22 protein-coding genes are annotated in these 26,138 nt (G+C 64.2%); 9 read left to right on the top strand and 13 right to left on the bottom strand.

The genetic code is table 11. The annotated features are described in order from the left end of the window. The first annotated feature begins 191 nt into the window (after positions 1-191). The 3 genes from GGD65_RS00905 to fabA all read left to right on the top strand — a co-directional run bounded on the left by GGD65_RS00905 (position 192) and on the right by fabA (position 3,689). The gene (locus tag GGD65_RS00905) at positions 192-1,727 is read left to right on the top strand and encodes a DEAD/DEAH box helicase (RefSeq protein ID WP_183234169.1); all 1,536 of its coding nucleotides are present in this window, start codon (positions 192-194) and stop codon (positions 1,725-1,727) included. A 165-nt stretch (positions 1,728-1,892) separates the two neighbouring features. Next, on the top strand, positions 1,893-2,960 hold the full coding sequence (locus GGD65_RS00900; RefSeq protein ID WP_183234168.1) for a GGDEF domain-containing protein: 1,068 nt from the start codon (positions 1,893-1,895) through the stop codon (positions 2,958-2,960). Between the two features lie 198 nt (positions 2,961-3,158). Beyond that, entirely contained in the window at positions 3,159-3,689 is a 531-nt protein-coding gene (gene fabA / locus GGD65_RS00895; protein WP_179730576.1) for a bifunctional 3-hydroxydecanoyl-ACP dehydratase/trans-2-decenoyl-ACP isomerase, read from the top strand. A 56-nt stretch (positions 3,690-3,745) separates the two neighbouring features. Here fabA and GGD65_RS00890 read toward each other — a convergent pair whose 3' ends face one another. From GGD65_RS00890 to GGD65_RS00855, 8 genes are all read right to left on the bottom strand, one after another. Further along, on the bottom strand, positions 3,746-4,186 hold the full coding sequence (locus tag GGD65_RS00890) for a TfoX/Sxy family protein (RefSeq protein ID WP_183234167.1): 441 nt from the start codon (positions 4,184-4,186) through the stop codon (positions 3,746-3,748). Positions 4,187-4,397: 211 nt separating this feature from the next. Continuing rightward, the gene (locus GGD65_RS00885) at positions 4,398-4,796 is read right to left on the bottom strand and encodes an iron-sulfur cluster assembly accessory protein (RefSeq protein ID WP_018323036.1); all 399 of its coding nucleotides are present in this window, start codon (positions 4,794-4,796) and stop codon (positions 4,398-4,400) included. 49 nt (positions 4,797-4,845) lie between these two features. Then, positions 4,846-5,217, bottom strand: a complete 372-nt coding sequence (locus GGD65_RS00880; protein ID WP_018323035.1) for an SUF system Fe-S cluster assembly protein — start codon at positions 5,215-5,217, stop codon at positions 4,846-4,848. Then, positions 5,214-6,461 (bottom strand): cysteine desulfurase, encoded by a 1,248-nt coding sequence (locus GGD65_RS00875; protein WP_183234166.1) that lies wholly within the window; start codon positions 6,459-6,461, stop codon positions 5,214-5,216. Before GGD65_RS00875 ends, GGD65_RS00880 begins: the two co-directional genes overlap by 4 nt. After that, entirely contained in the window at positions 6,458-7,762 is a 1,305-nt protein-coding gene (gene sufD, locus GGD65_RS00870) for a Fe-S cluster assembly protein SufD (RefSeq protein ID WP_183234165.1), read from the bottom strand. The genes GGD65_RS00875 and sufD overlap by 4 nt, the downstream gene beginning before the upstream one ends. Positions 7,763-7,773: 11 nt before the next feature. Further along, positions 7,774-8,526, bottom strand: coding sequence for a Fe-S cluster assembly ATPase SufC (gene sufC, locus GGD65_RS00865; RefSeq protein ID WP_020508824.1), 753 nt, complete (start codon positions 8,524-8,526; stop codon positions 7,774-7,776). A gap of 61 nt (positions 8,527-8,587) precedes the next feature. Next, the gene (gene sufB, locus GGD65_RS00860) at positions 8,588-10,084 is read right to left on the bottom strand and encodes a Fe-S cluster assembly protein SufB (protein ID WP_018323031.1); all 1,497 of its coding nucleotides are present in this window, start codon (positions 10,082-10,084) and stop codon (positions 8,588-8,590) included. 125 nt (positions 10,085-10,209) lie between these two features. Next, a complete protein-coding gene (locus GGD65_RS00855) occupies positions 10,210-11,349 on the bottom strand; it encodes a cysteine desulfurase family protein (RefSeq protein ID WP_183234164.1) in 1,140 nt (379 codons plus the stop codon). A 350-nt stretch (positions 11,350-11,699) separates the two neighbouring features. On the opposite strand from GGD65_RS00855, the gene GGD65_RS00850 reads away from it, so the two are divergent. After that, positions 11,700-12,347: an alpha/beta hydrolase gene (locus GGD65_RS00850; RefSeq protein ID WP_014495555.1), complete on the top strand. Its 648-nt coding sequence runs from the start codon at positions 11,700-11,702 to the stop codon at positions 12,345-12,347. Between the two features lie 110 nt (positions 12,348-12,457). Here the strand turns inward: GGD65_RS00850 and GGD65_RS00845 are convergent, their stop codons facing one another. The 4 genes from GGD65_RS00845 to GGD65_RS00830 all read right to left on the bottom strand — a co-directional run bounded on the left by GGD65_RS00845 (position 12,458) and on the right by GGD65_RS00830 (position 15,740). Further along, positions 12,458-12,781, bottom strand: coding sequence for a multidrug efflux SMR transporter (locus tag GGD65_RS00845; protein ID WP_018323029.1), 324 nt, complete (start codon positions 12,779-12,781; stop codon positions 12,458-12,460). A gap of 9 nt (positions 12,782-12,790) precedes the next feature. Beyond that, on the bottom strand, positions 12,791-13,468 hold the full coding sequence (locus GGD65_RS00840; protein ID WP_183234163.1) for a glutathione S-transferase family protein: 678 nt from the start codon (positions 13,466-13,468) through the stop codon (positions 12,791-12,793). Positions 13,469-13,559: 91 nt separating this feature from the next. Next, positions 13,560-13,805 (bottom strand): hypothetical protein, encoded by a 246-nt coding sequence (locus GGD65_RS00835; RefSeq protein ID WP_183234162.1) that lies wholly within the window; start codon positions 13,803-13,805, stop codon positions 13,560-13,562. 831 nt (positions 13,806-14,636) lie between these two features. Then, positions 14,637-15,740 carry an anhydro-N-acetylmuramic acid kinase gene (locus GGD65_RS00830; protein WP_183234161.1) on the bottom strand — a complete coding sequence of 368 codons (1,104 nt, stop codon included), beginning with the start codon at positions 15,738-15,740 and terminating at the stop codon, positions 14,637-14,639. Positions 15,741-15,905: 165 nt separating this feature from the next. Between GGD65_RS00830 and tyrS the strand changes: the two genes are divergently transcribed. The 4 genes from tyrS to GGD65_RS00810 all read left to right on the top strand — a co-directional run bounded on the left by tyrS (position 15,906) and on the right by GGD65_RS00810 (position 21,180). Next, complete coding sequence (tyrS, locus tag GGD65_RS00825; RefSeq protein WP_183234160.1) at positions 15,906-17,159, top strand: tyrosine--tRNA ligase; 1,254 nt, start codon at positions 15,906-15,908, stop codon at positions 17,157-17,159. Positions 17,160-17,216: 57 nt separating this feature from the next. Further along, entirely contained in the window at positions 17,217-18,464 is a 1,248-nt protein-coding gene (locus GGD65_RS00820; RefSeq protein ID WP_018323025.1) for an MFS transporter, read from the top strand. A gap of 220 nt (positions 18,465-18,684) precedes the next feature. Further along, the gene (locus GGD65_RS00815; RefSeq protein ID WP_183234159.1) at positions 18,685-19,122 is read left to right on the top strand and encodes a DoxX family protein; all 438 of its coding nucleotides are present in this window, start codon (positions 18,685-18,687) and stop codon (positions 19,120-19,122) included. A 363-nt stretch (positions 19,123-19,485) separates the two neighbouring features. Continuing rightward, on the top strand, positions 19,486-21,180 hold the full coding sequence (locus GGD65_RS00810; protein WP_183234158.1) for a methyl-accepting chemotaxis protein: 1,695 nt from the start codon (positions 19,486-19,488) through the stop codon (positions 21,178-21,180). A 186-nt stretch (positions 21,181-21,366) separates the two neighbouring features. Here GGD65_RS00810 and GGD65_RS00805 read toward each other — a convergent pair whose 3' ends face one another. Further along, positions 21,367-25,176, bottom strand: coding sequence for a DUF3971 domain-containing protein (locus tag GGD65_RS00805; protein WP_183234910.1), 3,810 nt, complete (start codon positions 25,174-25,176; stop codon positions 21,367-21,369). A 204-nt stretch (positions 25,177-25,380) separates the two neighbouring features. Here GGD65_RS00805 and GGD65_RS00800 point away from each other — a divergent pair, with 204 nt between their 5' ends. After that, on the top strand, positions 25,381-26,070 hold the full coding sequence (locus GGD65_RS00800; protein ID WP_092262057.1) for a peroxiredoxin: 690 nt from the start codon (positions 25,381-25,383) through the stop codon (positions 26,068-26,070). Positions 26,071-26,138: the final 68 nt, after the last annotated feature.

Below are 26,138 nucleotides of genomic sequence, written 5' to 3'. Positions count from 1 at the left end.
TCCATTGACTTTGGCCGATTCCCGCCTATGTTCCGGGACGACGCGGCTCAGATCGAAGACCGATTCCTGAGCCTGGCGCTTTGTTCGCGTGAGTCAGCACCCCCAGCTTCTTTGAGAGCGCGCCGTTTCGGGGTGGAACGCGACAGCCTTATTACCCTCGATTCCGAACGGCGGTTTCGACCAGAGGCTCAATGTCCTTTTCAGATCTCGGACTGTCCGAAAAAGTCCTCGCCGCAGTGGCGGCCACCGGTTACACCACCCCCACCCCCATTCAGGAACAGGCGATCCCCCACGTCCTCGCACGCAAGGACGTGCTCGGCATCGCCCAGACCGGCACCGGCAAGACCGCGGCCTTCGTGCTGCCGATGCTCACCATCCTCGAAAAGGGCCGGGCCCGGGCGCGGATGCCGCGCACGCTGATCCTCGAGCCGACCCGCGAGCTCGCGGCCCAGGTCAAGGAAAACTTCGACCGCTACGGCGCCGGCCAGAAACTCAACGTCGCGCTACTGATCGGCGGCGTTTCCTTCGGTGACCAGGATGCCAAGCTGACGCGCGGCGTCGACGTGCTGATCGCCACCCCCGGCCGCCTGCTCGACCATACCGAGCGCGGCGGCTTGCTCCTCACCGGGGTCGAGCTGCTCGTCATCGACGAAGCCGATCGCATGCTGGACATGGGCTTCATCCCCGACATCGAACGCGTCTGCAAGCTCGTCCCGTTCACGCGACAGACCCTGTTCTTCACCGCGACCATGCCGCCGGAAATCCGGCGCATCACCGAAGCCTTCCTGCACAATCCGCAGAAGGTCGAAGTGTCCAAGCCTGCCACGACTGCCGTGACGGTCACGCAGTCGCAGGTGCCCGCGGGACGCGAGGCGCACGAGAAGCGCGAGTTGCTTCGCCGCCTGCTGCGCGAGGCCAAGGACCTCAAGAACGCGATCATCTTCTGCAATCGCAAGCGCGAAGTCGCCATCGTTCACAAATCGCTCCAGAAGCATGGTTTCAGCGTCGGCGCACTGCACGGCGACATGGACCAGCCGGCCCGCATGGCGGCGCTCGAACAGTTCCGCAAGGGTGAGCTCCCCCTCCTCGTCGCCTCGGACGTCGCCGCCCGCGGCCTCGACATTCCCGAGGTCAGCCACGTCTTCAATTTCGACGTGCCCCACCATCCCGATGACTACGTCCACCGCGTCGGCCGCACCGGCCGCGCCGGTCGCACCGGCACCGCGATCTCGATCGTGACGCCGCTCGACCAGAAGTCGATGGTGGCCATCGAGAAGCTGATCGGCAAGAGCATTCCGCGCGCCGAAGGCGACTTTGAAATCCACGCCGAAGCCTCCGATGGGGCCGAGCGTCCGCGCGAGTCGCGTGGCCGCGAACGTTCACGCGGCGGACGCGGCAAGCCGCAGCGCGGCCGTGATCGGGAGCGCAGCCACGAGCCGCGCGAGGCCCGTGGCGAGGCAAGACATTCTTCCGAAGCAAGACATGCTTCCGAAGCAAAGAGTTCTTCGGAGGCAAGACAGCCCGCTGAAGCAAGGCATCGTTCCGACGACAAGCGCAGGGCCGAGCCGCGTCACGACGCGCGACAGCAGTCCAATAATTCGCATGTGCCGTCGATCGGCCGTCCCGAGCCCCGCCGCCAGCGCGAGGCCGACAGCGAGCCGGGCGATCACTCGCATCTGCCCGCGTTTCTGCTGCGGCCGGTTCGCTCCTCCCCCGCCGGGGCCTGAGGCGCGAGGCGCCCCAGGTTTCGGTTGAGCAAAGCCGCCGCACAATTTTTTAGATGCATTCGTGAACGTATATTTACGGGGTGTTCACGATCGTCCGTTAGCCTACGAACATAATTTAAGCATTGCTGCGGTCGACGGCGCACCGACCGCTGTGGGGTATGTTCCGTGGTCAAGGTTCTCGACGAACACGAACGCACAATGGCGTTCGCCGAGGTAGCGCTCGGGCAGATCCGATCGCTGCGGCAGACGGCAATTCCCCGCAACTATGAGATTTGGTACGTCTACGCCACCGGCTACAACGCGCCTCTCAACAAGATCGTCAACGAGACGCTGGCGCGCAGCGGCAAGCTGACTGAAGCCGATCTCGAGCAGATCTACGAGACCTATCTCTCCCACATCAAGACCACCGACCGCATCGACAAGGTCGGCGCGCGCGTCATCGGCGAGATCGACGACGTGATGAAGGTCTTGAGCGATGCACTCGGCATGACCGGCTCCTACGATGCCAGCCTGTCGGGAGCCACCGAGAAACTGGCGTCGGCCAAGAACCGCGAGCAGATCAGGGCGATCGTCGAGACGCTGCTGCGTTCGACCAGCGAGATGCGCGAGACCAACAAGACGCTGGAAGACCGGCTGACGCTGTCGAAGAACGAGATCAGCAATCTCCAGCAGAGCCTTGAGGCGATCCGCGCCGAGAGCCTGACCGATCCGCTCACGGGCCTTGGCAACCGCAAATATTTCGACCGCATGATCGACATGGCGGTGCAGAGCGCCCTCGCCTCGGGCGAGCCGCTGTCGCTGCTGCTGTTCGACATCGATCATTTCAAGTCGTTCAACGATTCCTACGGCCATCTCACCGGCGACCAGGTGCTGCGGCTCGTCGGTCTGTCGCTGAAGCAGACCATCAAGGGCCAGGACATCACCGCGCGCTATGGCGGCGAGGAATTCGCGGTCGTGCTGCCCAACACCGCGCTGCGTCAGGCCCTCACGGTGGCCGACCATATCCGCCGCGCGGTGATGGCGAAGGAATTGAAGAAGAAGTCCACCGGCGAGATCCTCGGCCGCGTCACCATCTCCGTCGGCGTCTCCATGCTCAAGCCGGGCGACGACACCGACGCACTGATCGAGCGTGCGGATGCCTGCCTCTACGCCGCCAAGCGCAACGGCCGCAACCGCGTGATCTGTGAAGCCGATCCGGAATACGCGGTCGAAACCCACAGCCGGGTGGCGTAGATTTTCAAAGAGCTGCCGTAGGGTGGGCAAAGGCGCCTGAGCGCCGTGCCCACGATCTCGGCATGATTATTTCGAACCGTGGGCGCGCTTCGCTTTGCCCACCCTACAGCATCGCCGCTTGACATTATTCCGTGGCGAACAAAATCTGACAAGACAACATTGGCCGTCTGCACCCGAGCCCCCAAAGGACTTGTCGTCGTGCCCAATCCCCATGATTTTCACACGCCGCAATCGTCCTACACCAGGGATGAGCTGCTGAGATCGAGCGACGGCGGCTATTTCGGCCCCGGCAATGCGCAATTGCCCGCGCCGCCGATGCTGATGATGGACCGCATCACGGAAATCAGCCTGGACGGCGGCGAATTCGGCAAGGGCCATATCGTCGGCGAGCTGGACATCGCGCCCGACCACTGGTTCTTCGATGCCCATTATTGCGGTGACGCGATGATGCCGCCGACGCTCGCATTGGACGCCATGTGGCAGATGGTGGGCTATTGGCTCGGCTGGTCAGGCTCACCGGGCAAGGGCCGCGCCATCGGCGTCGGCGAAGTCGAGTGCACGGGCACCGTCACGCCGGAGACGCGATGCGTGCGTTACGAGGTCGCCATGAGGATGGTCAGGCGCGGCAAGCTGGTGCTCGGGATAGCCGACGGCCGCGTGCTCGCCGACGGCATCTGCATGTTTACGGCGAAGGACATGAGGGTCGGCCTGACCAAGGCCGCAGACTGAGCTCTCGTATGGTGGGCAAAGGCGCGCACAGCGCCGCGCCCACGAACTGCGCATGATTATTTCGAACGGTGGGCACGCTTTGCATTGCCCACCCTACGGACCGTCTTCTTGACTGGCTTCTTCGCCAACCGCTTCTTGGCAACGGACTTCTTCGACGCAACCTTCTTCGGCCGCGTCTTCACCTTGGCGCGCTGGGCGGCGGCGAGCGCCGCCCTCGCCCATTGCGCGAGCTCGGCGGAATCGTCGAACAGGCGCGCCGGCAGCTCCCAATAGGAGTTGACCACCACGGTCTTGGCGCGGGTCGAATATTGAAACGGTTTTGAGCCTTCGGCTTCAAAGTCCGGGATCGTCACCTCGTCTGCGCGCAAGAACAGGCCGGCACGCAGTGACAGCGCGAAGTTGATGCCGTCGGCGGAGATGCCGTAGCCGGAGAACATTTTTCGAATGGTGACGGGGCCGAAATCGGCGAACAGGTCGATCAGGAATTCGCGGTCCATGGCCCAACTAACTCCCTAGTGTCGTCCCTGCGAACGCAGCGACCCCAGCGCGAGCGCTTCGCGCTCGTCGCGATAATCACAGGGAGGAGTTTAGCGAAGACTGTTAGTCGTGCCAGCTCCGGTACTGGCACCTTCCGCTCAAGATAGATCCACGCGGTATGGGTCCCCGCGTTCGCGGGGACGACAGCGGAGCGCTTGGCGTGAGCCGGGCCTACCCGTCGATCTTGGCCGGCCGCAGCTCGACCGACTCGCCGCAGCCACAGGCGGAGATCTGGTTCGGATTGTTGAAGACGAACTGGGCCTGCATCTTGTCGGCCTTGTAGTCCATCTCGGTGCCCAGCAGGAACAGCACGGCTTTGGGATCGACCAGGATCTTGACGCCCTTGTCCTCCACGACCTCGTCGGTCGGGCGGACATCATGGGCATATTCGACCGTGTAGGACTGGCCGGCGCAGCCGCCGTTCTTCACGCCGACGCGCAAGCCGACGATCTCGGAATCGGCGCGCTGGGTCAGCTCGGTGATGCGCTGGGCAGCAGCGTCCGTCAGCCGCATCACCTGCGGGCGCGGCCGCCGCGGCTTCGGAGTGGATGCTGGTGTCGCCTGGGTCATCTTATCTATCTGGTCCGTTGCGGAGCAAATTCAATGCTGAGGTTACGCGTCACCACATGTTGAGCACGAGGCGCGCCTCGTCGCTCATGCGTTCCGGCGACCACGGCGGCTCCCAGACGACCTTGACGTCGACCACGCCGACGCCCGGGACGCTGGCAACCGCGTTCTCGACCATGGTCGGCAGCTCGCCGGCGGCCGGGCAGTTCGGCGTCGTCAGCGTCATCTGGACGTCGACGGAGCGGTCGTCCTTGATCTCGACCTTGTAGATCAGGCCGAGCTCGTAGATGTCGGCCGGGATTTCCGGGTCGAACACGGTCTTCAGCCCGGCGATGATCTCCGTGGTCAGCCGCTCGGTTTCCTCCGGCGGCAGCGCCGAATGGGTCTCCATCGGACTAGCTTTGATTTCGGCCGTGTCACTCATGCGAACAAATCCCGCGCCTTCAAAAGCGCCTGTGCCAGATGATCGACTTCTTCCCGCGTATTATACATGCCGAACGAGGCCCGGCAGGTGGCCGTTACGTTGAACCGCTCTAAAAGCGGCATCACGCAATGGGTGCCGGCGCGCACCGCGATGCCCTGGCGGTCGATCACGGTGGCGACGTCGTGGGCGTGCGCGCCCTTCAGCTCGAACGAGATCACCGGGCCCTTGCCCCGTGCCGTGCCGATCAGCCGCAGCGAATTGATCTCGCAGAGCCGATCCTGGGCATAGGTCGTGAGATCGTGCTCGTGCGCGGCGATGCGCTCCTTGCCGATCGAATTGACGTAGTCGATGGCCGCGCCAAGGCCGACGGCCTCGACAATCGCCGGCGTGCCCGCCTCGAATTTGTGCGGAGGATCGCCATAGGTGACGACATCGCGCGAGACCTCGCGGATCATCTCGCCGCCGCCGTTGAAGGGACGCATCGCGACGAGGTGGTCGTACTTGGCCCAGAGAATACCGATTCCGGTCGGCCCATACACCTTGTGACCGGTGAAGACGTAGAAATCGCAGCCGATGTCCTGGACGTCGACGGGCAGATGCACCGCGCCCTGGCTGCCGTCGACCAGCACGGGAATGCCGCGCGCGTGGGCGATCTTCACGACCTCCTTGACCGGCACGATGGTGCCGAGCGCGTTCGACATCTGCGTGATCGCGACCAGCTTGGTCCTGGCCGTCAGCAGCTTCTCGAACTCGTCGATGAGGAAATTGCCCTCGTCGTCGACCGGCGCCCATTTGATCACGGCGCCCTGGCGTTCCCTGAGGAAGTGCCACGGCACGATGTTGGAATGGTGCTCCATGATCGAGAGGACGATCTCGTCGCCCTCTTTGATGTTCGGCCCGCCCCAGGACGAGGCGACCAGATTGATCGCCTCGGTCGCGTTGCGGGTGAAGATCACTTCTTCCGTACGGGGCGCGTTGATGAACTGCGCCACCTTGGTGCGGCCACCCTCATAGGCTTCGGTCGCGGCATTGGCGAGGTAATGCAGGCCGCGATGCACGTTGGCGTATTCGCTCGTATAGGCCCGCGTCATGCGGTCGAGCACGGCGCTCGGCTTCTGCGCCGAAGCGGCGTTGTCGAGATAGACCAGCTTCTTGCCGTAGACCTGCATCGCGAGCGCCGGAAAATCCTGGCGCACGCGCGCGACGTCGTAGGCACCGTTCTTGACCGCCGGATGCGTGCTCATGACCGCCGCTCCAGCCAGCGCTCGGCAATGCCGATCACGTGCTCGCGCAAACCGTCATCCGCAATCTGCTCGATCGCCTCGCCGACGAAAGCCTGGATCAGCAGCGCCTGAGCCTGCTTCTCGGGCAGGCCGCGCGCCTTCAGGTAGAACAACAGGCTGTCGTCGAGCGCACCGGCGGTCGCGCCGTGGCCGCAGGAGACGTCGTCGGCAAAAATCTCGAGCTCGGGCTTGTTGTCGGCCTCGGCTTCATCCGAGAGCAGCAACGCGCGGGTCATCATCTTGCCGTCGGTCTTCTGCGCATCGGGACGGACGATGATGCGGCCCTGGAACACCGAATGGGCGCGATCGTCGATCACCGCGCGGAAAACTTCGCGGCTGACGCAGTTCGGCACGGCATGGTCGACCACCAGCGTGGTGTCGCCATGCTCGGTCTTCTGCAACAGGTTGACGCCGTTGGCGGAGAGCTCGCTGCCCTCGCCCGCCAGCGTGATGAAGCCCTGGAGGCGGCTGACAGCAGCCCCGGTCGTCATGTTGAAGAAATTGAACTTCACATTGGCGCCGACGGTGACGAAGTGCGACGAGACGTTCAAGGCGTCGGGTGCATCGTCCATCAGGCGAATGTGTGCAACGTCGGCGTCATCGCCGACAGAAACGATCACGGCGTCATTGACCTGGTAGGCCGCAGCGCCTGCCGCAACGAAGCTCTCGACGATGGTGGCGTGCGCGCCCTTGCCGATCGTGACCTGCGAGCGGGTGAAGGCCGACGCCGATGTGGCGGTGGCGATGTGGATGATCTGGATCGGAGCGGACAGCTGCGCACCGTCGGCAATCGACAGCACCACGCCATCCGTCGCCATCGCCGCGTTGAGCGAGATCACGGCATCGGCGGACGCGGTCTTCAACAGACCGGAATCCTTCTCCAGCGTCTCCCGCAACGTCTTGAAGCCGGCCTCGGAGGCGAGCACCTTCACGTCGGAAAGATCGGCTACGAACACGCCGTCGACCAGCACCAGCTTGCGCGCGCCTGCGATCGCATGCGTCTTCACCGTGTCCGCGGCGCGCTGCAGCGCGGCCGCATCGGGCGCGGCTGCCAGCGGCAGCACCTCGCCGACCAGCGCACGCAGGTCGGTGTATTTCCATTCCTCGATCCGGCGGTGCGGAAGGCCGAGACGCTCATAGGTCTCGAACGCCTCGCGGCGCACAGCGGTGACCGCGGACGAACCCGGCAGCCGGCCCTCGGCGCTGGTGAAGAGATCGCTCACCGCGCGGCCCTTTCCGGTCTTTGCCACAGCAACGTTCATCGCAAAATTCCTTACGCGGCATCCTCGAACTGGGCGTAGCCGGATGCTTCCAGCTCCAGCGCCAATTCCTTACCGCCGCTCTTCACGACACGGCCCTTCGACATCACGTGCACGACGTCGGGCACGATGTAGTTCAGCAGCCGCTGATAATGGGTGATGACGACCATCGCGCGCCCCGGCGAACGCAGCGCGTTGACGCCGTCGGCCGCGATGCGCAGCGCATCGATGTCGAGGCCGGAATCCATCTCGTCGAGGATGCACAGGCTCGGCTCGAACAGCGCCATCTGCAGCACCTCGTTGCGCTTCTTCTCACCGCCGGAGAAGCCGACATTGACGCCGCGCTTGAGCATGTCCTGCGGGATGTTCAACGACTTCGAGACCTCGCGGACCTTCTTCAGGAAGTCCGGCGTCGAGTATTCGTCCTCGCCGCGCGCCTTGCGTTGCGCGTTCAGCGCGGTGCGCAGGAAGTTCATGGTGGCGACGCCGGGAATCTCGACCGGATACTGGAACGCCAGGAACACGCCCTTGGCGGCGCGCTCGTCCGGGCTCATCTCAAGGAGATCCTCGCCCTTGAACAGGATCTGGCCGTCGGTGACCTCGTAGCCGGGCTTGCCGGCGATGACGTGGGAGAGCGTCGATTTGCCGGAGCCGTTGGGCCCCATGATCGCATGGACCTCGCCCTCGTTCACGGTCAGCGTCAGCCCGTGGAGGATCTCACGCTCCTCGACACGAACCTTGAGGTCTTTCACTTCAAGCAAAGCCATTTTGGTGTCCAGTCTATTCAAATGATGCATGGAGCGCCTAAGCGCACCGCGAGGGTCGGTATTAACCGACCGACCCTTCAAGCGAGATCGAGATCAGCTTCTGCGCTTCCACCGCGAATTCCATCGGCAGTTGCTGCAGCACGTCCTTGACGAAGCCGTTGACGACGAGGCCGACCGCCTCCTCCTGCGAGAGACCGCGCTGGATGCAGTAGAACAGCACGTCCTCGGAGATCTTCGAGGTCGTCGCTTCGTGCTCGAACGTCGCCGAGGAGTTCTTGGCCTCGATGTACGGCACGGTGTGCGCGCCGCATTTATCGCCGATCAGCAGCGAGTCGCAGGCGGTGAAGTTGCGCGCGCCGGTCGCTTTCCGGTGCGCGGTAACGAGGCCGCGATAGGTGTTCTGCGACTTGCCGGCCGCGATGCCCTTGGAGATGATACGACTCGACGTGTTCTTGCCGAGATGGATCATCTTGGTGCCCGAGTCGACCTGCTGGAAGCCGTTCGAGATCGCGATCGAGTAGAACTCGCCGCTCGAATTATCACCGCGGAGAATGCAGCTCGGATATTTCCAGGTGATCGCCGAACCCGTTTCGACCTGGGTCCAGGAGATCTTCGAACGGTTGCCGCGGCAGTCGCCACGCTTGGTGACGAAATTGTAGATGCCGCCCTTGCCTTCCGAATTGCCGGGGTACCAGTTCTGCACCGTCGAATATTTGATCTCGGCGTCGTCATGCGCGACGAGCTCGACCACGGCGGCGTGCAGCTGGTTCTCGTCGCGCTGCGGCGCGGTGCAGCCCTCGAGATAGGAGACGTAGGCGCCCTTGTCGGCGATGATCAGCGTGCGCTCGAACTGGCCGGTATTGCGCTCGTTGATGCGGAAATAGGTCGACAGCTCCATCGGGCAGCGCACGCCTGGCGGCACGTAGACGAACGAGCCGTCGGAGAACACCGCCGAGTTCAGTGTCGCGTAGAAATTGTCCGAGGTCGGAACCACCGATCCCAGATATTTCTGCACCAATTCAGGGTGCTCGCGGATCGCCTCAGAAATCGGCATGAAGATCACGCCGGCCTTCTTCAGCTCCGCCTTGAAGGTGGTCGCAACCGACACCGAATCGAAGACCGCGTCGACCGCGATCTTCCGGCGGGCGGGATCTTCTTCGCCTACCTTCGGCTCGACGCCTTCGAGCATGGCAACTTCCCGCAAGGGGATGCCGAGCTTCTCGTAGGTCTTCAGGATCTCCGGATCGATCTCGTCCAGCGAGGTGACCGTCTTCTTCGGCTTCGGCGCCGCGTAGTAATAGAGGTCCTGGAAGTCGATCTTGGGATAGTCGACGCGCGCCCAGGTCGGCTCGGTCATGGTCAGCCAGCGCCGATAGGCCTCAAGCCGCCACTGGAGCATCCAGTCGGGTTCGTTCTTCTTCTGCGAGATGAATTTTACGATCTCTTCCGAAAGCCCCTTGGGGGCCTTCTCGGAGTCGATCAGGGTCTCAAACCCATAACGATACTGGTCGACGTCGATGCGCTTCACGCGCTCGACCGTCTCTTGTACGGCTGGCATTCCATCCTCCGCTCGCGGTTTCAAGGACCGCGGTGGATCAAACTCGAACGATTATTACGGTGTCTATTACGATGTTTTTTGGCGGAAAGCACGCGCTTAGAACCGTTCAAGCCGTGTTTCATCGCTTAGCTCTTAAGTAGGGTATTACCGAGCTTTCGCCAAGCCTCTAACGTCCTATTGATGTCTTCGAGTTCCGTGGACCAGCCCAGACTGAGGCGCACCGCTCCCTGGGCCACGGCGGGATCGTACCCCATCGCCGACAGCACGTGGGACGGCTGGACCTTACCCGAGGAACAGGCCGAACCTGAGGAGACTGCGATGCCTTCGAGGTCGAAGCCGATCACGGCGGTTTCAGCCTTGAGGCCGGGCGCGGTGAAAAGGACGGTATTTGGCAACCGCGTCACCTCGTTCGAGAAGATCGTTGCGCCGGCGATTGCTCGGATGCCGTTTTCCAAGCGAATTCTGAGGGTTGCCATCTGTTCCGCATCTTCGGAAAGAGTTTGAAGCGCGGCCTTCACCGCTGCGCCAAAGCCGGCGATTCCCGCAACATTCTCGGTTCCCGCGCGTCGGTTCAGCTCCTGGCCGCCTCCCCGCAACAACGGCTCCAGTCCCGTCAGTCCCTCCGCCACGACCAGAGCGCCGACGCCCTTGGGGCCGCCGACCTTATGCGCAGAAAAAGTCGCAAGATCCGCGCCCATAGCGTTGATTTCAAATGGAATTTTGCCAAGCGCCTGGATTGCATCGACGTGCAGGAGGCCGCCGGCCTCGTGGACGATCCGGGCGATCTCGGCGACCGGCTGGAGCGCGCCGGTTTCGTTGTTCGCGGCCATGACGGAAACCAGTGCCGGAGCGCCGTCACCGAGCAGACTCGTGAGATGGTCGAGGTCAACCACACCGGAACGCGTCACCGGGATCGGGCTGACCCTGTCCGCCGGGAATCGGCCACCGGCCAGCACCGAAGCGTGCTCCACGGCCGAGACCAGCAGCCGCTCGACCGGGCCGCCGGATGACCGCCGCAGGCCAGGCGACAGCGCCAGTGCGTTGGCTTCCGTGCCTGCGGAGGTGAAGACGACGTTCCGCGGCAGCGCCCCTACCGCCACCGCGAGCGCGGCGCGGGCCTCCTCGACCAGCCGTCGCGCCTCGCGCCCCTCGGCATGGACTGAGGACGGGTTCCCGACCAGGTCCCAGGCGGCGAGCATCGCGCGTCGCGCTTCGGCGCGTAGCGGTGTGGTCGCATTCCAGTCGAGATAAACGCGGTTCCGCATCTAGTATTATATTACCTTGCTTGGGAAACTCGGCCCGGGGGGCGCCTCCAGCTCGACATGGCGCCCCGACATGCGCTTGGCAACGGGCGATTCCAGATCCGCGGCAGCCGATGACGCGACCATGACACGCTAACGCCTTGAGCCCATTGGGTGATGTTCAAGATGCTTGCTTTTTGACCCTCTGCCTATGTTAGAACCCGCACCGTCAAGTCACCGCACGCCTTCAGCGCATCACCGCAAGGCGCGCCTTCTCACCCTTCATTCGCGCTTCCGTCGGCACCTGCCGATGAGGCCACAATCGGTTGATTGCCGAGGATCGTCTCTCCAGCAAGTCAATCAAGAGATCATCGATGCCTGAAGTTATTTTCACTGGCCCTGCCGGCCGTCTCGAAGGCCGCTATCACCCGGCCAAGCAGAAGAACGCGCCGATCGCGATGATCCTGCATCCGCATCCGCAGTTTCACGGCACGATGAATCATCAGATCGTGTACCAGTGCTATTATGCGTTCGCGCATCGTGGCTTCTCGGTGCTGCGCTTCAATTTCCGCGGCGTCGGCCGCAGCCAGGGCTCGTTCGACCACGGCACCGGCGAATTGTCGGACGCCGCCGCAGCCCTCGACTGGGCGCAGACCATCAATCCCGAAGCGCGCGCTTGCTGGGTCGCCGGCTTCTCCTTCGGCGCCTGGATCGGCATGCAGCTTCTGATGCGCCGCCCCGAGGTCGAGGGCTTCATCTCGATCGCGCCGCCGGCCAACCTCTACGACTTCTCGTTCCTTGCGCCCTGCCCGTCGTCGGGCCTGATCGTGCATGGCGAGAAGGACGCGGTGGTGCCGCCGAAGGACGTCAACACGCTGGTCGAGAAGCTGAAGACGCAGAAGGGCATCGTGATCGACCAGCAGGTCATCCCCGGCGCCAACCATTTCTTCGACGCCAAGCTCGAGCCGCTGATGGAAACCATCACCGCCTATCTCGACATGCGGCTCGCGAACGTACGCTGAGATTTTGTAGCCCGGATGGAGCGAAGCGAAATCCGGGAAACTCCATCCGCGGATACACGGCCCCGGATTGCGCTCCGCTCCATCCGGGCTACGAAGCCAAGGCTCGCAGCTCAAGCCAGCTTGAGCGCGGCGATCCCCGTCAAGACGAGCGCGATGCCGGCAAGCTTCATCGCGCTCAGGGTCTCGCCGAACAGCACCACGCCCATGACGAAGGTTCCGGCAGCCCCGATGCCGGTCCACACCGAATAGGCAACGCCGACCTCGAGCACCTTCAAGGCGCGCCCGAGCAGGAAGACGAAGGCCGCGAGCAGCACGAGCGAAGCAATGCTCCAGCCCACCCGCGTGTAGCCTTCCGCGTACTTCATCGAGATCGCCCAGCCGACATCGAGCGCGCCGGCGATCACCAGCATCAGCCAGGCCATGGATTGTGACATCGGCTCGCCTCAGGCGGCGAGCTTGAGCAGATGCGCGTCGTGCCGCGCCAGGAAGGCGCGCAGTAATTGCGGATAGTCGGCGCCGACCGCGGTGCGTACGCTCGGACGCTTCGCCAGCTCCGCACGCCACGCCCGCACCTTCGGCAGATCGCTGAAGATGCCGAGCTCGGTCAGTTCGTCGAACACATCGAAATAGCGGAAGACGGGTGCGAACACCGCATCGACCAGGCTGAAAGCATCGCCTGCGAAATACGGGCCCGCGCCAAGCGCTGCCTCGACGCGCGCGAATTTCGCAGCGAGCGCCTGGCGCTTGGTTTCGAAGGTCGCCGGATCCGTCGTCGTCTCCAGTCCCCAGAGGTCGCCGAGGATCGCCGAGCCGAACTCCATCCAGGCGCGATGCTCGGCACGGTTCAGCGCATCCGCCGGATGCAGCTTGAGGCCTGCTTGCGTCTCCTCGATGTATTCACAGATCACGTTGCTCTCGAACAGCGCGACCTCGCCCTTGTCGGTCGTCACAACCAGCACCGGCACCTTGCCGAGCGGCGAGAGCTTTAAGAACCAGTCCGGCTTGTTGGCGAGATCGATATCGACCCGCTCGAACGGAACGCCCTTCTCCGTCAGCGCGATCACGGCGCGCTGCACGTAGGGACAAAGCTTGTGGCTGATCAGTTTCAGTGAAGCGGTCATGGCGCGATCCCGGCGGTTCGATGCAATTGCATCCAATATAAATGCACTTGCATGCACACGTCAAGATCAATGCAACTGCATTGAACTGGCGTTACGGCCGAACCGGGAGTGGGTTGATCGCCATTCCGATCGCGATAAAGGCGACGCAGGCCGCCAGAATGGCCAGCAGGACACGGGGACGAAACAGCCTTGGGGCCCTGCGGTGCAGCCAGCTAAAATAGAGATTGTTGATCATCCACATGGCCGTCATTCCGACCGCCAAGAGCAGAACGAACAGCCAGACCGGCCGGTCCGCCAGAAAGGGAAAATCCGGCGGAAGACGATCATCCAGTTTCATGGTCAGGCCCCGTGCCTAGCTCGTAGGATGGGTTGAGCCCTTGCGAACCCATCATGTCTCAACTCCGTTCTCCGTACTCGCTACCGTCGCCCATTGCGAGTGGAAGCTAAGCAAATGACGGCGTGGCGACACGTCGGGCAAAACACCCAAAACCCGTCAACCCCTTCCGGCAGAAATATATCGCTTTTCCGAATTTCGGATTTATGGCATACACGCGCTATCCCGGCCCTGCCAGAGGGGCGTTTCGCGATCGTCACGAGATGCGGGCCGGGGTGCGGTGGACGCGGTAGCGCCGGCGCGATGTGTGAGGACAGGGCGGGCAACCGTGAGTCCCGGCGCAACGTGCATACGACACGGCGCGGTCACAGCGGCCACGTTGGACATCGGGGGCGAGCACGCGTCAGCCCCTGATGATCTGGCGGGGACGTCCGCGGACGGAGAAGTCGTGTGGTCCCGGCGCCCGGGGTTCTGGCGTCAAGGCTCGCGGTGATGCGGCGGCCCGACCGGGTCCGCACATCGATCAGCCGTGAGGCGACGGGGGCAATAGTGCAACGCTCCCCGAGGAGAGCACGAAGGACACCGTTAAAACCATCCGCGCAGGGAAGGCCGGGCGACCGGCACGCCTGTGGTCCACCCCGTGTGCGTTCTTATCGCCCACGGACCTGCGGGTGCCGCCGGCGCCCGGCCTTCCCTGCGCCCTCTGGTCCGATTGAGGGCGCCGAACGACAGCAAGGCTCGGGCGAAACCTGCCGCGAGACTGCAATGGCGTGTCTGCAATCTGGAAAGCCAATTGAAAGGGCGATGCAGTTGCCCCAATTCGAAAAGCCGCGCTCAGGGCCGCGCGATCACCCCGCCCGTCATCGGCATCGGCACGCCCGTGGTGGTCGGATAGGACAATGGCAGGCCCTTCAGCCCGCGCGCCGCGAGGAAGCCGAAGGCCTGGGCTTCGATGGCGTCGGAGGCCCAGCCGAGCGTCTCGGCGGCCTCGACTGTCGCCGATCCCACCCGCTCCCGCAGCATGCGGAGCATGGTGAGGTTGCGGGCGCCGCCGCCGCAGACGATCCAGCTGCGCGGCCGACGCGGGAGCAACGGGATGATGCGGGTGATCGCCGTCGCGGTGAAGGCGGTCAGGGTCGCCGCACCGTCGGCCGGCGCCACGTCGCCGAGCCTCAAGGCGGCAAAATCGTTGCGATCGAGCGATTTCGGCGGAGGCAGCGCAAAGAACGGCAGCTCCAGCGCGCGAGCGATCCAGACCTCATCGACCTTCCCGAGGGCTGCGAACTTTCCTTCCGCATCGAACGCCTGGTTCATGGTGCGGTACATGAAATCGTCCAGCAGCGCGTTGCCAGGGCCGGTGTCGCAGGCGATCAGCGTATCGTTGCCGTCGATATAGGTGATGTTGGAGACGCCGCCGATATTGACCACGACGATCGGCCCCTCGCGATCCAGCGAGTTGGCGAGCGCGCGGTGGTAGACTGGTACGAAGGGCGCCCCCTGCCCGCCGGCCTCGACGTCGGCGGCGCGGAAATCATGCATCACTGGGATATGGATCGCCTTCGCCAGCGCCGCGGCGTCACCGATCTGCACCGTCAGGCGCCGCTCGGGGCGGTGCAGCACGGTCTGGCCGTGGAAGCCGACGATGTCGACATCCTCGGGCTTCATTCGGTTCTGGGCGAAGAAGGCGGCAACCGCCTCGGCATGGGCCTGTGTTACCGCGCGCTCGGCCTCGGCCAGGATGCCTGGCCGGGCGTCACGTTGCGCCAGGTGCACAGCCTCGGAGAGGGCCTGACGCAACAGATTGCGCTCCGCTGGGCTATAGGCCCGGTAGCCGGACGGCCCAAATGCCTTCACCTGTTTTCCATCGGTTTCGATCAGCGCGACATCCACCCCGTCCAGCGAGGTGCCGCTCATCAAACCGAGTGCCGTCAACATCATGGATCAGCGTCCTCAAGAGACCCCCTCCGGCATGCCGATCTTGTGCCAGAGGGACACATCTTATAATGCCACAGCGCCAAGGGGCGGGTAGCAATCGGGTTCCCACGGAAGACCCTTAAATTGCTCCCGAAACAGTAAACCAAGAATTGTTGGGCATGCCGACAGATGACTGCATTTAAATCGGATTTCCTCAATATCCTGCAGGAACGTGGTTTCATCCACCAATGCTCCGATTTCGAGGGGCTGGACGCGCTCGCCGCCAAGGGCGAGGCGACCGCCTATGTCGGCTACGATTGCACCGCCCGCTCGCTGCATATCGGCAATTACCTGACCATGATGATGCTGCATTGGCTGCAGCAGTCCGGCAACAAGCCGATCACGCTGATGGGCGGTGGCACTACCATGGTGGGCGATCCCTCCGGCAAGGACGAGACGCGCGCGATGCGCACCGTCGCCGAGATCGAGGCCAACAAGGAATCGATCCGCGGCGTGTTCGCGAAAGTGCTGCGCTACGGCAGCGGCGCAAGCGACGCCGTCATGCTCGACAATGCGGAGTGGCTGACCAAGCTGAACTGGATCGAGATGCTGCGCGACGTCGGCCGGCACTTCTCGGTCAACCGCATGCTGACGATGGACTCCGTCCGGCTGCGCCTCGAGCGCGAGCAGGAGATGAGCTTCATCGAGTTCAACTACATGGTCTGCCAGGCCTACGACTTCGTCGAGCTTGCCAAGCGCACCGGCTGCAAATTGCAGATGGGCGGCTCGGACCAGTGGGGCAACATCATCATGGGCGTCGATCTCGGGCGCCGCATGGGCACGCACCAGCTTTTCGCGCTGACGACGCCGCTGCTGACGACCGCATCGGGCGCCAAGATGGGCAAGACCGCGCAAGGCGCGGTCTGGCTCAACGCCGACGCGTTCTCGCCCTATGATTTCTGGCAGTACTGGCGCAACACCGAGGATGCCGATGTCGGCAAATTCCTGAAGCTGTTCACGACGCTGCCGATGGCTGAGATCAGGAAGCTCGAAGCGCTCGGCGGCTCGGAGATCAACGAGGCCAAGAAGGTGCTCGCCACTGAAGCGACCGCGCTGCTGCATGGCCGCGAGGCCGCGAACGAGGCGGCGGAGACCGCGCGCCGCACCTTCGAGGAAGGCGCGCTGGCCGAAACCCTGCCGACGGTAGAAATTCCGCGGGGCGAGATCGACGCCGGCTTCGGCGTGCTCAACGCCTTCGTCAAGGCGGGCCTCGTTGCTTCCAACGGCGAAGCCCGGCGCCAGATCAAGGGCGGCGGCCTTCGCGTCAACGACGAGCCGGTCACTGACGAAAAGATGGCACTGTCGACAAACAATCTGACGCCCGAGGGCGTGATCAAGCTCTCCTTCGGCAAGAAGAAGCACGTCCTGCTTAAGCCTGCATAGGCGTATGAGCTTTTCGCTGCTTGTCAGGGCGCACGGATGCGCGCTCCCTGACAGGCAATGGATCAGAACACTCCCAGGGAGAACGTCGCGAGCGATCAGCGGGACGCTGTTCGCACCGCGCTCGTCGTGCTCGCCCTGTGCTTCACGCTGGCCGTGCTCGGCCGCGGGCTCGGAGACAGCTTTACGGTGTTCCTGAAACCGATTTCGGAAAGTTTTGGCTGGGACCGCGCGCAGATCGTCTCGGTCTATTCACTGACCTGGCTCGCGAGCGGTCTCACTGCGCCCTTCGTCGGACGCCTGTTCGACCATTCCGGACCACGCATCGTCTATGCGCTCGGGCTGTTGCTGCTGGGCGCGGCATTCCTGGTCGCAGCCCACGCGCAACATCTCTGGCAGTTCCAACTCTCGATCGGCCTCTGCGTCGGCATCGGCGTTGCCTTCATCGGCATCGTGCCGAACTCGATCCTGCTCGGCCGTTGGTTCGGGCCCCGTCTGCCGACTGCAATGTCGGTGGTGTATTCGGCGATGGGCGGCGGCGTGCTGGCGCTGCTGCCGGCCTCGCAGCTCCTGATCGATCACGTCGGCTGGCGCGACACCTACCAGCTATTCGGCTTTACGGCACTCGGCCTGTTGCTCCCGCTGATGCTGCTGCCGTGGCGGCTGTTCGCTGCGGGCTCGCCGCATGTCGTGAAAAGGACCGACCCTGATTTCGTCGACAATGGCTGGACCCTCCTTCGTGCCATGCGCCATCACGCCTTCTGGGCGCTGTTCTGGACCTTCTTCTTCACTGCCGTCGGCATGTACTCAATTGCCGCGCAGATCGTGGCCTATCTGATCGACGCCGGCTTCCCGCCGCTGCAGGCTGCGACCGCCTGGGGCTTCTCCGGCGTCGTGCTTGTGTTCGGCATGCTCGGCGTGTCCGCGCTCGACGGCCTGATCGGGCGCAGGCCGTCGGTGCTGCTGAGCTACGCGATCTCGATCCTCGGCATCGTCCTGCTGTGGCTGTTGCAGTATTCTCCGAACATCCTGCTGCTCACCGGTTTCGTCGTCTGCTTCGGCAGCATGATGGGCTCGCGCGGCCCGCTGATCAGCGCCACGGCGATGAGGATTTTCCAGGGCAAGCGGGTCGGCACCATCTACGGCACTATCTCGATCGGCAGTGGACTCGGCTCGGCGTTCGGCTCCTGGAGCGGCGGCCTGATCCATGACGCGACCCACGGGTATAACGCGCTGCTTGCTTTCGCACTTGCGAGCGTGGTGCTCGGGATGATCCCGTTCCTGATCGTGCCCGCCTTGCGGCGGTAAGTTTCCTGGAGGTAACTTGCGCGCATCCGCGTCACCGGCAAATTACGGATGGGCGCGACGGGGAACACGCGCAAAAAGTGCGGTCGCACGGGGCTGAAATCCTGGCCTGCGGTGTTTTGTCCGACATGACGAAAATGTCAGGACGAATCGAGTGTGCACGGCTTGCAGGGCGAAACCGAATGCGGTCCAAGTCGCAGCATTGGATGGAGGGCACAAACCAATGAACTTTCCGTATCTCACTCGCTTTCAACCGGTTCTCTTGAGCCTGTTTCGCTTCGTCACCGGACTGCTGCTGTTCCAGTACGGCATCGCAAAGATCTTCAAGTTTCCGGTGCTCCCCTACTTCGCGAACATCCCGCCGCTGATCTGGACGGCCGGTGCGCTCGAGCTCGTGCTCGGCGCGCTTCTGATGCTCGGCTTGTTCACCCGCCTCACCGCTTTCATTCTCTCGGGCGAAATGGCCTTCGCTTACTTCGTGGGCCACATGCTCAAAGGCGAAGCGCCTGTGTTCCTGCCGCTGCTCAATGGCGGCACCGCAGCAATCCTGTTCTGCTTCGCCTGCCTCTACCTCGCGGCCGCCGGCGGCGGTTCGGTCAGCGTCGATGCGCTGATGGGCAAGGAGAGCGACGCGGCGGGCGACGCCTACGCACGGCGCTGAGGCGCTCGCTAGTTAACCTGAAAGCAAGTCGGCACTGGCGGATCTGCCGGTGCCGACTCAGCGCGCGCCCAGCACGTTCCAGATCAGGACGAGGGCAGCCACGAGCAGCACGGCCATGACGATGCGGTGAACGAATCGGTTCATTGCCGCTCCGGCCCGGCTCGGTCACCACCAAATTCCGACATCATCTGTCTCGACGACCGGACGCGCCACGCACTGGCAAAGCGCGATTCCGCCTGCATGCTTGCGCATCCGGCTGCGGACGCTGCGCGCGCGGCAGCACGTCGCACGCGTCCATTCATGATTGGTAAGAACTTCATGCTACCGACGCGAGCAATAACAACCATTTCTTTCGAGGCCGCGATGAAGCTGATGAGTCATCTCAAGATCCGGACCAAGCTCGCCAGCATGGTCTGTCTTTCAGCTCTCACAGTCACGGCCATCATCGGCGTATCGTCCGTCCTCAGCAAGAGTCGCATGATGGAGGATCGCGTCCAGCAGATGCGGACTGCGGTAGAGCTGCTCTACAACTACGCGCAATCGCTTCAGGAAGAGGTTGCCGCCGGCAAGCTGACGCCGGCCGACGCCAAGGCCCAGTTCCACCAGCGTGGCCGCCGCATGAACTTCAACGGCAACCAGGGCTACCCCGTTGTCTACAACCCCGACACCTCCATCCTGGTGAACGGCGCCAACCAGCAGCTGGAAGGCAAGATCACTGGGGCCAAGGACTCCAACGGCGTCTTGATCGCCGACGCCATCATCAAGGCCGGCGGCGAGACCGCACAGGGCGGAGTGACCTCCTATCTCTACCCCCGCCCCGGCCAGACCGAGCCCGTGCGCAAGACCGTCTTCGCGCGCAAATTCGCGCCCTGGAACGCGACCATCAGCTACGGTCTCTATGTCGACGACATCGACGCCGACGTGCGCGCCCTGACGCTGGAGCTTGCCGCGATCGGCATCGGCCTGATGCTGCTGATGGCGACGCTGTCCTGGCTGATCGCCCGCGACGTGCTCGGCGCTCTCGACCGCCAGAAGAACCGCATGCAGGAGATTTCGGAAGGCGCCATCGACAAGCCGGTCGAGGAGACCGACCGCGGCGACGAGATCGGCCGCATGGCCGAGACGCTCGAAGTCCTGCGTCAGACCGCACTGACGGCGCGTAACCTGGAAGCCGAGCAGGTCGCCACCAAGACCCGCAGCGAGCAGGAGAAGCGCGACGCCCTGATCGCCCTCGCCGATCGCTTCGATGCCTCCGTCGGTCAGCTCGTCGGCCTGATGGCTTCCGGCTCCGGCGAGCTCGAGACCACCGCCAAGTCGATGTCATCCACGGCCGAAGGCACCAACCGCCGCGCCGCCGTGGTCGGCACGGCCGCCACCGAGGCGAGCCAGCGCGTCCAGACCGTCGCGGCTGCCGCCGAGGAGCTCTCCTCCTCCATCACCGAGATCAGCCGCCAGGTCGCTCAGTCCGCAGAAGTCACGGGCCGCGCGGTCGACAGCGCGCGCCGCACCGACACCATCGTGCGTGCGCTCTCGGACGGCGCCCAGCAGATCGAGCACGTCGCCGAGCTGATCTCCAGCATTGCCGCGCAGACCAACCTGCTCGCACTCAACGCCACCATCGAGGCCGCGCGCGCCGGTGAAGCCGGCCGCGGCTTTGCCGTCGTCGCTTCCGAGGTGAAGTCGCTGGCGAGCCAGACTGCCGAAGCCACCCGCGAGATCGGCGACAAGATCGCCCAGATCCAGGGCGCGACCAAGGAGGCCGTCGACGCCATCGGCGGCATCACCGCCACCATCGAGGAGGTCAGCCGCATCGCCACCTCGATCGGGGCTGCCATCGAGGAGCAAGGTGCCGCCACCGCCGAGATCGCCCGCAGCGTCTCGCAGACGGCGGAAGCCACCAAGGAAGTCACCACCAATATCGGCGGCGTCTCGACCGCCGCGAACGAGGCCGGCAACGCCGCCGGCATGGTGCTCGCCGCCGCCTCGAACCTGTCCAAGCAGGCCGAGCAGCTCTCCGGCGAAGTCGGGACATTCCTGGCGGGCGTGCGCGCGGCCTAACGCGTCACTCCAGAATCAAGACATTTGGCGCGAGAGCGTCGCCACATTCGTCATGGCCGGGCTTGTCCCGGCCATCTACGTTTTTGGCCGCGACGAAGAATGTGGATGCCCGGCCTTCGCCGAGCCGAAGCCGCTCCGGCCGCGCAGGCGGGACAAGCCCGGACGGGCACTTGGGACTATGGGTGGTTACCGCCGTGTCAGGCTACAGCCGCTCGAGAGCTGGCGCGTCGACCCGGTCGAACCGTCGTTCGACTGCGAGGGGAATTCCTCGAACGGCGAGTTCTGCTTGCCGGTGTTGAACTCGAAGATCTTGCGGAACAGGCCGGGGGCCATCGCCGAGATCGGATTGACGCGCATCACGGGCGCAGCCGGTGTGCCGACGACCTCATAGGTCACGCCGATCAGCCCTTCATTGTTGCCGCCGCCGAGGAAGATGCCGAACAACGGGATCTGGCCGAAGATGTTGTTGACGCCATACATCGGCACGAAGGTACCGCTCATGCAGACCTGGTTGCCGGGATAGTCGATCGAGCCCTCGATGGTGGCGCCGATCATGGGCCCCTTGACCACACCGTCGCGGACCGTCAGCGCACCGTTCTGCCGCGTGAACTCGGCGCGGAGCGCACTGAACGAGACGCCGTTGCCGGTGCCGTTGGGCGCGCCAGCGGCGACGCGTTCGAGCTGCGCCTCGCCCTTCACCGTGAAGTCGCGGACGTTGATGAGGCCCTCGCGCGAGGTGTTCGGCTCGGATGTCGGCGGCTCCATCGCCACCACCATCTGGCCGCCGACCGCCTTGGTGTAGGTGTCGGTGAACCGCAGCAGCGCGCCGGCATCGTTGGTCTGGAGGTAGATCACCTCGCGGTTGCCCTGCGCACGGCCGCCGCGCAGGTCAGCCGCCACCGGCGTGTCCTTGCCGACCTTGCCGCTCAGCGTGAACGCCTTGATGGCACCATTGCGTTTCGACATCTTGGCATCGACACTGCGCATCGCCTCGCCGTTGAAACCGGCGACGGCGCCGAGCTTCACGTCGATGTCGAAATCGACGTTCTTCATCTTGTTCTTGTCGTCCTTGGAATTGCCGGAGATCGCCGACTTCAGGAAGCCGCGACCGTCGAACACGTCGCCGCGCATCGTGCCCTTGATGACGCCATCCTGGCTGCGCTCCACCTTCAGCGACGCCTTGTCGCCATCGGACGGCGAATAGGTCGGGAAGTTCGCGTTCATGAGATCGCCGTTCGCGTCGACCTCGAGCGAGCCCTTGATCGAGGCGCCACCGCCTTCGATGACGATGTCTTCCAGACGCGTCGATTGCGCGGTCGGCACGACCTTGAAGCTGGCCTTGCCCGACTTGCCCGGCAGCTTGACCCAGCCGGGCAGGATATTGTCGAGCTTCACCGAGGTCAGGTCGGCCTCGACGCCGAGCTTCGTCGTCTGGTCGGGACCGCCGGCGATCTTGCCCGACAGCTTGATCGGCAACGATCCGCTGACGGCGGGGCTGAGGTCGAATCCCAGGCGCGCCCGGCTCGCATCGTCCAGCGTCGCCTGCAACCTGACATCCGCGTCGCCCTCGGCCGGCTTGCGATAGTCGAGCGAGGCCGCCTGCCCGTTGATCTTGACGTCGCCCTTGACCTGATAGCCCGTGTTGCTCGCGACGATCTTGAGGCTGTTGGCCTCCAGCTTCTGGTTCATCACCAGCTTGTCGGCGGCAAAACCGTTGAGATCGGCGGTGACGGCGTAGGTCGTGTCCGCCTTGGTCAGCTCGCCCTTGACCGGCAGGCCGAGCTGGATGTTCGCCGTGAACGTCCCCTTGCTGGTGTTGGGATCGACGACGGTCGATGACAGATCACTCAGGCGATCGTTCGAGAGCATCTCGGCCGCCGCAGGCACGGGTCCGTCGACGCGGAACCTGGTCCGCGACGGCGACGGCTTGGGCGCCATATCCGGCACCTCGAAGACGAAATCGGAAATCGTGACCTTGCGGCCGGCGGGCGTATCGGCAATGCCCTGCCCGATGGTCACGGTCGCGGTGCGGCCGGTCACGCGCGCCTTCAGATCGGCATCGTGCACAACGGGCATGCCGTCCACGGGACGGACCGCGACGCCGCTCGCGACGATGTTGACCGAGAGGCCGTCGTCGGGAATCGGCGGGCCCTTGCGCGGAAGGTTCTTCGTCGGCGAATTGACGCCGATCTCGATGCGCTGGAGCGTACCGCGCTCGATCCGCTCGATCACCCATTCGCGCAACTCGGGAACGACCAGCGTCGGCCACATCCGCTTCAGCGCGGAGGCCGACATCGGCGTTCCCGCAAAGCCCAGCGTCAGCCGCGGCTCGCCGGAATAGTCGATCGCACCCGTGCCGGCGACACCGATCTCGCCATTGCTGATGTCGGCCTGCGTCAGCAAGAGGCGCTTGTGGTCGGTGTCGAAGCGGAAGCCGATCGCGATGCGGTTGAAGACGAGCGGCGGCTCGTTGTCGATGCCGCCGAGCAGGATCGAACCGCCGCTGAAGCCGAGCTGCCAGTCATTGATGGTGCCGTTGGGCGGCTCCAGATGAGCCAGAAGCGTCAGGCGGTTCGCGCCCGACAGGATCTTGAACGGTGCCACCAGCACCCGCCGATTGGCGTCCCACTCGACGTTGATCTCGGCCTGGTCGATCGCCATCGGATAGTCCGGCGTGTCGGTGTCGATGATATTGCCGGCGCCGACCGCGATCTTGCCGCGGAAGAAGGTCGGCACGCCATCGCGGCCGAGCTCGCCCTTGAGCTCGCCCGTCAGCGGCAGGTCGGCGGTGTAGGTGAGATCCTTGACCCGCAGTGCCAGGAGGATGTTGGAGGTCGAGACCTTGTCGGCCTTGATGTCGACCGAGCGCACGCCGTTCTCGGCCGGCCCGATCGTGGCACGCAGCATCCACGGGCGCGCGCCCTCTTCGCCCAGGCTGAGCGTGACGCCACCCCGGCTCGGCCGACGCAGGCTGAGCGTGATGTTCTCAAACGACCATTTGCTGCCGCGCTGCTGATCGTCGACGATCAGATTGCCGTTCTTCAGGCCGATCTCGTTGAGATTCTGGCCGTCGAGGCCGGTCATGCTCAGACTGTCGAGCCAGTCGAGGCCCTGAAGGATGCCGCTTTGTGCCGTCGCCTGAGGCGGGCCTTGAGAGGCGGCTTGGGATGGATCCTGGTTCGCAGGCGCCGTGGCGAATGGCGGCGGCGGGACGCCGTTGCGCGGGAATGTCGGCGGCAGGCCCGCGTCCTTCTTCGAGGCGACGCCGGTTGCCAGCGGCTTTGCGGTATCGCCGGCGGACACGGTGACGGTACCGTCGGGCGCGATGCGGATCGCGAGTTCGGCATCGACCAGATTGAGACTCTCGGCGCGCAGGTGACCCATCAGCAGGCCGGCACCCGATAGCTTCACTTCGGCCTTCGGCGCGCTGGCAACGACGGCGTGATCGCGATCGCGGACGATGATGTCTCGGATGCGGACGGCGATGCGAACCCGGCCGGCGCGCTCGATCTGGGTGCCTCCGATCTCAACCGTGTTGCCGTGACCGATATTGTCCTCGATCGCGGCCGCCAGCCATGGCGTTGCAATGTCGAGATTGATGGGGCCGGCACCGAGCCGCCACCACAGCGCGCCGAAGCAGCCGATGAAGATGACGGCGAGAGTCCCGACGACAAGGACGACGCGCTTCAGCCAGCGATCGGCAGCCAGCCAGCGGCGTAGCGCCCCAAACCCGTCACCGAAGCGATGAAAGCCCGAATTGGAACGCGACAGCAGCCGGCGCGCGCGATGGCCCGCGGCCGCCTCCTGATCCGGATCCCAATCGGCGTCGTCCCATTCCTGCGGCTGTTGCTGAACGCCGCGCCGATCGAAGTCCCGATTGTAATCCTGGGGCGACTTATTCCTTGCCATTGCCTCTCGATACAGGCGCCCGTCATAGGATTGAGCGCCGCCGGGACCGCAGCCGTCCGCGGGAAGCGAAGCTCCCTGCGCCGGCATTGCCGCCATACCTCGAATATTCCTGCTGTTCGTCATTTCGCCCCGGGAGCGCGTTCAACGAGCAGTGGGGTGGTGCGTGGAATTCCTTGTAACCATACTCCGGCGCCGCCAGACTTGCCCAGCCGAGGGCGCGATTCCGGCACACCGGACGAGAGCTGCAATACCGTTTCGGTTGACCCGCCGAAAGCGTCGAAAGGAAGGCGTATGTCCAAGAAATCCCGAACGAAATCGTCCAAAACGCCCTCCGGCAGTCCGACGGCTAAAAAGCAGGCCCCGAAAACGCGGGCCTCTACTCCGACAAAGTCCGCGAAAACGCCGCGGACACCGGCGAGCAAATCAACCGGGACCTTAGCAAAAGCAGGATCACATACGGCCGCATCGAAACAGTTAAATTCCTCCAAATCGGTGTCTCCGCCCGCCAAGGCGAAGTCGGGCCTGACCGAGGGCCAGAAGGCCCCCGCCTTCCGCCTGCCCCGCGACGGCGGCGAGGTCGTCACATTGGCGGACTATGCCGGCCGAAAGCTCGTCCTGTTCTTCTACCCCCGCGCCGACACCCCGGGGTGCACCCGGGAGGCGATCGACTTCACTCGCCTCGCCGGTGCCTTCGCGGCTGCCGACACTGCCGTGCTAGGCGTCTCCGCCGATCCGTTAAAGGCTCAGGAGAAGTTTCGCGACAAGCACAAGCTCGGTATCCCCCTGATCTCGGATGAGACGCACCAGATGCTGGAAGCCTATGGCGCCTGGGGCGAAAAGTCCATGTATGGCAAGAGCTTCCTTGGGATTCTTCGCACCACGATACTGGTCGGGGCCGATGGCAAACTGGCCAGGATCTGGCGCAATGTCCGGGTCGACGGTCATGCCGACGAGGTGCTGGAAGCGGCAAGAAGTCTTTAACCAGTCCTTTAAATTCGCGCGTTCCCGTTTCCGGAAAATTAACCATGACCGCCCAGATTGCTGCGGCA

The organism is Bradyrhizobium sp. CIR18 (assembly GCF_014198295.1).
Classification (GTDB): domain Bacteria; phylum Pseudomonadota; class Alphaproteobacteria; order Rhizobiales; family Xanthobacteraceae; genus Bradyrhizobium.
Note: the sequence above shows the minus strand (reverse complement) of the source record. Positions and strands in the feature narration are given on the sequence as shown.

What these genes read in the sequence shown, in the direction of transcription:
- GGD65_RS00905 (WP_183234169.1), top strand. Translation starts at nt 192, where the DNA reads ATGTCCTTTTCAGATCTCGGACTGTCCGAAAAAGTCCTCGCCGCAGTG.
- GGD65_RS00890 (WP_183234167.1), bottom strand. Translation starts at nt 4,186, where the DNA reads ATGGACCGCGAATTCCTGATCGACCTGTTCGCCGATTTCGGCCCCGTC.
- GGD65_RS00885 (WP_018323036.1), bottom strand. Translation starts at nt 4,796, where the DNA reads ATGACCCAGGCGACACCAGCATCCACTCCGAAGCCGCGGCGGCCGCGC.
- GGD65_RS00880 (WP_018323035.1), bottom strand. Translation starts at nt 5,217, where the DNA reads ATGAGTGACACGGCCGAAATCAAAGCTAGTCCGATGGAGACCCATTCG.
- GGD65_RS00875 (WP_183234166.1), bottom strand. Translation starts at nt 6,461, where the DNA reads ATGAGCACGCATCCGGCGGTCAAGAACGGTGCCTACGACGTCGCGCGC.
- sufD (WP_183234165.1), bottom strand. Translation starts at nt 7,762, where the DNA reads ATGAACGTTGCTGTGGCAAAGACCGGAAAGGGCCGCGCGGTGAGCGAT.
- sufC (WP_020508824.1), bottom strand. Translation starts at nt 8,526, where the DNA reads ATGGCTTTGCTTGAAGTGAAAGACCTCAAGGTTCGTGTCGAGGAGCGT.
- sufB (WP_018323031.1), bottom strand. Translation starts at nt 10,084, where the DNA reads ATGCCAGCCGTACAAGAGACGGTCGAGCGCGTGAAGCGCATCGACGTC.
- GGD65_RS00855 (WP_183234164.1), bottom strand. Translation starts at nt 11,349, where the DNA reads ATGCGGAACCGCGTTTATCTCGACTGGAATGCGACCACACCGCTACGC.
- GGD65_RS00850 (WP_014495555.1), top strand. Translation starts at nt 11,700, where the DNA reads ATGCCTGAAGTTATTTTCACTGGCCCTGCCGGCCGTCTCGAAGGCCGC.
- GGD65_RS00845 (WP_018323029.1), bottom strand. Translation starts at nt 12,781, where the DNA reads ATGTCACAATCCATGGCCTGGCTGATGCTGGTGATCGCCGGCGCGCTC.
- GGD65_RS00840 (WP_183234163.1), bottom strand. Translation starts at nt 13,468, where the DNA reads ATGACCGCTTCACTGAAACTGATCAGCCACAAGCTTTGTCCCTACGTG.
- GGD65_RS00835 (WP_183234162.1), bottom strand. Translation starts at nt 13,805, where the DNA reads ATGAAACTGGATGATCGTCTTCCGCCGGATTTTCCCTTTCTGGCGGAC.
- GGD65_RS00830 (WP_183234161.1), bottom strand. Translation starts at nt 15,740, where the DNA reads ATGATGTTGACGGCACTCGGTTTGATGAGCGGCACCTCGCTGGACGGG.
- tyrS (WP_183234160.1), top strand. Translation starts at nt 15,906, where the DNA reads ATGACTGCATTTAAATCGGATTTCCTCAATATCCTGCAGGAACGTGGT.
- GGD65_RS00820 (WP_018323025.1), top strand. Translation starts at nt 17,217, where the DNA reads ATGGATCAGAACACTCCCAGGGAGAACGTCGCGAGCGATCAGCGGGAC.
- GGD65_RS00815 (WP_183234159.1), top strand. Translation starts at nt 18,685, where the DNA reads ATGAACTTTCCGTATCTCACTCGCTTTCAACCGGTTCTCTTGAGCCTG.
- GGD65_RS00810 (WP_183234158.1), top strand. Translation starts at nt 19,486, where the DNA reads ATGAAGCTGATGAGTCATCTCAAGATCCGGACCAAGCTCGCCAGCATG.
- GGD65_RS00805 (WP_183234910.1), bottom strand. Translation starts at nt 25,176, where the DNA reads ATGCCGGCGCAGGGAGCTTCGCTTCCCGCGGACGGCTGCGGTCCCGGC.
- GGD65_RS00800 (WP_092262057.1), top strand. Translation starts at nt 25,381, where the DNA reads ATGTCCAAGAAATCCCGAACGAAATCGTCCAAAACGCCCTCCGGCAGT.